Genomic DNA, 249 nt, shown 5'->3' with positions numbered 1-249 from the left:
ATCAGCGCCATGCCCTGATGGGCGAGCGCGACATGGATATCCACATGCATCAGCAGCGTGGTGATGCCGAGTGCTGCCTGAATGGAGACGAGCACGAAGAACAGCACGGAGCGGCGGGCATGCGGCGTGCCGGGCAAGGCGCGGGCGATGGACACCATATGCCATAGCGTGGCGGCAAACAGCGTATAGGCGCCGAGACGGTGGACGAACTGCACCGTCTTCGGGTTTTCGAAGAGGTTGATCCACCAG

General features: G+C 62.2%; 1 protein-coding gene. It reads right to left on the bottom strand.

The window, feature by feature from the left end; translation table 11 throughout:
* Positions 1-249, bottom strand: a 249-nt coding sequence (locus tag SB816_RS33810) for a COX15/CtaA family protein (RefSeq protein WP_410548477.1), incomplete at both ends; no start/stop codon positions are given.

The sequence above is a fragment of the Achromobacter sp. SIMBA_011 genome (assembly GCF_046535435.1).
GTDB lineage: Bacteria > Pseudomonadota > Gammaproteobacteria > Burkholderiales > Burkholderiaceae_B > Achromobacter > Achromobacter dolens.
Note: the sequence above shows the minus strand (reverse complement) of the source record. Positions and strands in the feature narration are given on the sequence as shown.